We start from the raw sequence: 4,856 nt of genomic DNA on the forward strand, positions 1-4,856 counted from the left end.
GGGCGGAGGCCGCGCACGGTGGTTTCGACTTCGGGCAATTCGGGCATCGCCGCCACCTAGCCCATCGTCGGCGGCGTCGCTATGGCCGGGCCATGACCGAGACCGTCTCCTTCGGCTATTCCGAAGTCAGCCCGACCGAAAAGACCGCGAAGGTGGGCGAGGTGTTCGCCCGCGTGGCGCGACGCTACGACATCATGAACGACGCCATGTCGGCGGGCATGCACCGGCTGTGGAAGGACCGCTTCGTCGCGCGGGTGAAGCCGCGCGCCGGCGAGCGCATCCTCGACATGGCGGGGGGCACGGGCGACATCGCGTTCCGCATGCACGCCCGTGGTGCGGACGTGACGGTCAGCGACATCAACCCCGCGATGCTGGACGTCGGGCGCGCCCGCGCCGCGAAGAAGGGGATCGAGGGCCTCGACTGGTCGGTTCAGAATGCCGAGACGCTGAGCTTCGGCGACGGCGCGTTCGACGCCTATACGATCGCGTTCGGCATCCGGAACGTGACGCATATCGACAAGGCGCTGGCCGAGGCGCACCGCGTGTTGAAGCGCGGGGGCCGGTTCTTCTGCCTCGAATTTTCGACCACGCAATGGCCGGGCTTCGCCGAGGTCTACGATTTCTACTCGCACCGGATCGTGCCCCGGCTGGGCAAGGCGATCGCCGATGATGAGGACAGCTATCGCTACCTGATCGAATCGATCCGCCGCTTCCCGCCGATGCCCGAGTTCGAGCAGATGATCGGCGAGGCCGGTTTCGTGCAGACCAAGGTCGAGCCGCTGCTGGGCGGACTGGTCGCGATCCACAGCGGCTGGAAGATATGAGGGCCGCCACGATCCTCCCCAGCATGGGGAGGGGGACCGTTGCGAAGCAACGGTGGAGGGGGATCGCGACGCGCGACCCGCTCGCCGCACGCCCCCTCCACCACGCCGCTGCGCGTCGCGGTCCCCCTCCCCGGGCCGGGGAGGATCTTTGACCTCCGCGCTCGTCCATACGTTCCGCCTGCTGCGCTGGGGGCGGACGCTTGCCCGCCACGGCGCGTTGCGCGGGCTGGAGGCCGATCCCAACACGCCGACGGCCGCGCGCCGGCTGATCCGGCTGGCGCATCTGGGGCTGCGCGTGCCGAAGACGCCGCGCTATGCCGACGCCTTCCAGGCGATCGGGCCGGCGGCGATCAAGCTGGGCCAGGCGCTCGCCACCCGCCCCGACCTGGTCGGCGAGGAAGCGGCGCACGATTTGACGCGGCTGCAGGATTCGGTGCCGCCGGTGCCGTTCGAGACAATCCGCGCGGCGATCGAGGCGAGCCTCGAACGGCCGATCGAGCAGCTGTTCGCGTCGATCGACCCCGAGCCGGTGGGCGCCGCGTCGATCGCGCAGGTCCACCGCGCGGTGACGCTCGACGGGCGGCAGGTCGCGGTCAAGGTGCTGCGGCCGGGGATCGAGGAGGAGATGGCGCGCGCCATCCAGACCTACGAATGGGCGGCGGCGCAGGCCGAGGCGATGGGGGGCGAGCTTGCGCGCCTGCGCCCGCGCCTGACCATCGCGACCTTCCGCCAGTGGACGATGCGCGAGCTCGACCTGCGGCGCGAGGCGGCGTCGGCGTCCGAGCTGGCCGAGCATATGGCGGCCGAGCCCGGCTTCGTCGTGCCCGCGATCGACTGGTCGCGCACCACGCGGCGCGTGCTGACGCTGGAATGGATCGACGGGATCAAGCTGAGCAAGCGCGCCGAGCTGGTCGCGGCGGGGCATGACACGCGGGCGCTGGCGGTGCTGCTGGTGCGCGCCTTCCTGCGCCAGGCGATCGGCGACGGCTTCTTCCACGCCGACCTGCACCAGGGCAATCTGTTCGCGCTGCCGGGGGGCCGTGTCGCGGCGATCGATTTCGGGATCATGGGACGCGTCGACCGGCGCGCGCGGCTATGGCTGGCGGAGATCCTCCACGGCCTGATCACCGGCAATTACCAGCGCGTCGCCGAGATCCATTTCGAAGCGGGCTACGTCCCCGCGCATCATAACGTTGCCGAGTTCGTGACCGCGCTGCGCGCCGTCGGCGAGCCGATCCGCGGCCTGCCGGTCAAGGACATTTCGATCGGGCAGATGTTGGACGGCCTGTTCGGCATCACGCGCGATTTCGACATGGCGACGCAGCCGCACCTCCTGCTGCTGCAGAAGACGATGGTGATGGTCGAGGGTGTGGCCACCGGCCTCGATCCCGATATCAACATGTGGGAGGTTTCGGGCCCGTTCGTGCGCGAATGGCTGCGCGACGAGCTCGGCCCCGAGGCGTGGCTGGCCGACCGGCTGCGGCGCGACGCGGACACGCTGCTTCGCATCCCCGACCTCGTCCGCCGCATCGAGGCGCGCTATCCGCCGCCGGGCGCCGCCCCCCCCCCGCCCCCGCTGGCCGAGGTCGCGGTGGTGCGCCTGGGCGGCGGATGGCGGATGGCGTTCGTGGCGCTGCTGGCGGGTGGGGCCGGGGCGGCGCTGGCGAGCCTGTTCGGCTGATCTCACCACCGTTCGCACTGAGATTGTCGAAGGGCGGTTCGCGCCTTCCGGTGCATCGATAGAAAGACGAGCCGTGCTTCTACAAGCTCAGTGCGAACGGTGATCGAGGTCATTATCGGCTCTCAAGGTGTCTCGCCTCGCGCATGCTGGCGCGGGGGCGCGGGGCTCGGCTATGGCGGGGGCATGTCGCATCCTCTGCCCCCGATTGAGATCCGCCTGCTCCGCCTCGCCCATGGCGAGGACCTGCCTTTGCCCCGCTATGCGACCGAACATGCCGCCGGCATGGACGTGGTGGCGGCCGAGACGGTGACGCTGGAGCCCGGCGACCGGCTGGCTATCGCGACCGGCTTCGCCATGGCGATCCCGGAGGGCTATGAGGTGCAGGTGCGGCCGCGTTCGGGCCTCGCGCTCAAGCATGGGGTGACCTGCCTCAACACGCCGGGGACGATCGACGCCGATTATCGCGGCGAGCTGAAGATCATCCTCGCCAACCTGGGCGACCAGCCGTTCCACGTCGCGCGGGGCGAGCGGATCGCGCAGCTCGTCCCCGCCCCGGTCCAGCGCGCGACCTTCGCCGAGGTGAGCGCGCTCGACGAGACCGCGCGCGGGACGGGCGGCTTCGGCTCGACCGGGCGGTGACCGAACTTACCGACGCGCAACTCGACCGCTACGCGCGCCACATCATCCTCAAGGAGATTGGCGGCGCGGGGCAGCGGCGCCTGATCGAGGCGCATGTCGCGCTGGTCGGGGCGGGCGGAATCGGCGCGCCCGCGATCCAGTATCTCGCCGCCGCCGGCGTCGGGCGGCTGACGGTGATCGACGACGACGATGTCGCGCTGTCCAACCTCCAGCGGCAGGTGCTCTACCGCACGCAGGATGTCGGGCGCGCGAAGGTCGCGGCGGCGGCGGACGCGGTCGCGGGACTGAACCCCGATGTCGCGCTCGTCGGCCGGCCGAGGCGGCTGACCGCCGACAATGCCGCCGCCTTGCTGGCGGGCGCGGACGCGATCGTCGACGGATCGGACAGTTTTGCGACGCGGCTGGCGGTGTCGGATGCGGCGACGGCGCTGCGCATCCCGCTCGTCTCGGCGGCGGTCGGGCAGTTCGACGGCCAGCTCGGCGTGTATCGCGGGTGGGAGGCGGACCGGCCCTGCTATCGCTGCCTGGTGGGGAGCGATCCGGACCGGCCCGATATCTCCTGCGCGGACCAGGGCGTGCTCGGCGCGCTGACCGGCGTGCTCGGCAGCCTCGCCGCGATCGAGGCGATTCGCGCGATCGTGCCGTTCGGCGCCGATCCGGCCGGACAGCTTCTGCTGATCGACGCGCTCGACTTCCGCTTTCGCACGATCGGGCTGCCCAAGGATGCGGGCTGCGCGTGCGCGGCCGCGTGACCCCGCTCGCGATCATCGTCGCGGGGCCCGACCAGGCACGGCTGGAAAGCGCGCTGCGGCTCGCGGCGGCACAGGCGGCGCTGGGGGGCGCGGTAACAGTCTTTCTCGATTCGCCGGCGGTGGCGCTGCTCGCGAGTGAGTCGGAGGTGGGCGCGCTGCTCGACACCTGCCACGCGCTCGGCGGAACGGTGATGCTCTGCCAGACCGGGCTGGCCGAGGCGGGGTTGCGCGCCGACGCGCTCGACCCCCGTTTCACCTATGGCGGGATGGTGGGATTCCTGGCGGCGTCCGAGAATGCGCGGCTGGTGCTCGCCTGAGGCGCTGTTGCGCGCGAACAACAGGAGAGTCGTAAACGCAACGTTCAGACACACTGACCGGTGACAAGGCGCGTGCGTCTGCCTAGCAAGACCTCACGAACGATCGCCAACTGGCCATGGTTCGGGGAGGCCTCGGCCCCGTTCGGCAACGACCGAGCGTGCGGGCCAGCCACTTGATAAGGGGGCTGACGAGCGATCGTCACGCAGGCGCCCGGGCCGGAAACGGTCCGGGCGTTTGCTTTTGCACGTCCAGCCGCGGCACCCGACCGCGCCCGCATCGTTCTTCCGTGGAAGGAGAGCGATCATGGCGAGCCAACCCCCGATCCCCGAAATCCCGAACGACGCGCCCGTCGACGACCCCATCCCCACGCCCACCGACCCGATCCCGCCCGCGCCGAGCGATCCGGTTACGGTGTGAGGTGCCGGGGCGGGGCTGGTGTAGGCGCGGATTGACGTGACCGTTCGTGCTGAGCGTGTCGAAGCCCTGTTTTGCCGACGGCGCGTCGGACCTTGAGTCGAAAGAAGGGCGGCCCTTCGACAGGCTCAGGGCGAACGGGCTTGAGTTGAGGCGGAATGGTGGACTTGCGCCCGGGGGGTTTCGTGACCCCCGACATGTTCCGGGGGGCACCCATTCACCGGGGTT

5 protein-coding genes are annotated in these 4,856 nt (G+C 70.6%); all 5 read left to right on the forward strand.

Annotated features, from left to right (window positions below):
* The first annotated feature begins 92 nt into the window (after nucleotides 1-92).
* The 5 genes from ACOJSF_RS11620 to ACOJSF_RS11640 all read left to right on the forward strand — a co-directional run bounded on the left by ACOJSF_RS11620 (nucleotide 93) and on the right by ACOJSF_RS11640 (nucleotide 4,213).
* Nucleotides 93-824: a class I SAM-dependent methyltransferase gene (locus ACOJSF_RS11620; protein WP_420142364.1), complete on the forward strand. Its 732-nt coding sequence runs from the start codon at nucleotides 93-95 to the stop codon at nucleotides 822-824.
* A 148-nt stretch (nucleotides 825-972) separates the two neighbouring features.
* Nucleotides 973-2,505 (forward strand): 2-polyprenylphenol 6-hydroxylase, encoded by a 1,533-nt coding sequence (gene ubiB / locus ACOJSF_RS11625; protein WP_420142360.1) that lies wholly within the window; start codon nucleotides 973-975, stop codon nucleotides 2,503-2,505.
* A gap of 183 nt (nucleotides 2,506-2,688) precedes the next feature.
* The gene (dut, locus tag ACOJSF_RS11630; protein WP_420142361.1) at nucleotides 2,689-3,144 is read left to right on the forward strand and encodes a dUTP diphosphatase; all 456 of its coding nucleotides are present in this window, start codon (nucleotides 2,689-2,691) and stop codon (nucleotides 3,142-3,144) included.
* Nucleotides 3,141-3,896, forward strand: a complete 756-nt coding sequence (locus ACOJSF_RS11635) for a HesA/MoeB/ThiF family protein (protein ID WP_420142362.1) — start codon at nucleotides 3,141-3,143, stop codon at nucleotides 3,894-3,896. The genes dut and ACOJSF_RS11635 overlap by 4 nt, the downstream gene beginning before the upstream one ends.
* Nucleotides 3,881-4,213 (forward strand): peroxiredoxin, encoded by a 333-nt coding sequence (locus ACOJSF_RS11640; RefSeq protein ID WP_420142363.1) that lies wholly within the window; start codon nucleotides 3,881-3,883, stop codon nucleotides 4,211-4,213. Before ACOJSF_RS11635 ends, ACOJSF_RS11640 begins: the two co-directional genes overlap by 16 nt.
* The last annotated feature ends 643 nt before the right edge of the window (nucleotides 4,214-4,856 follow it).

The organism is Sphingomonas sp. (genome assembly GCF_048594985.1).
Lineage (GTDB): Bacteria > Pseudomonadota > Alphaproteobacteria > Sphingomonadales > Sphingomonadaceae > Sphingomonas_I.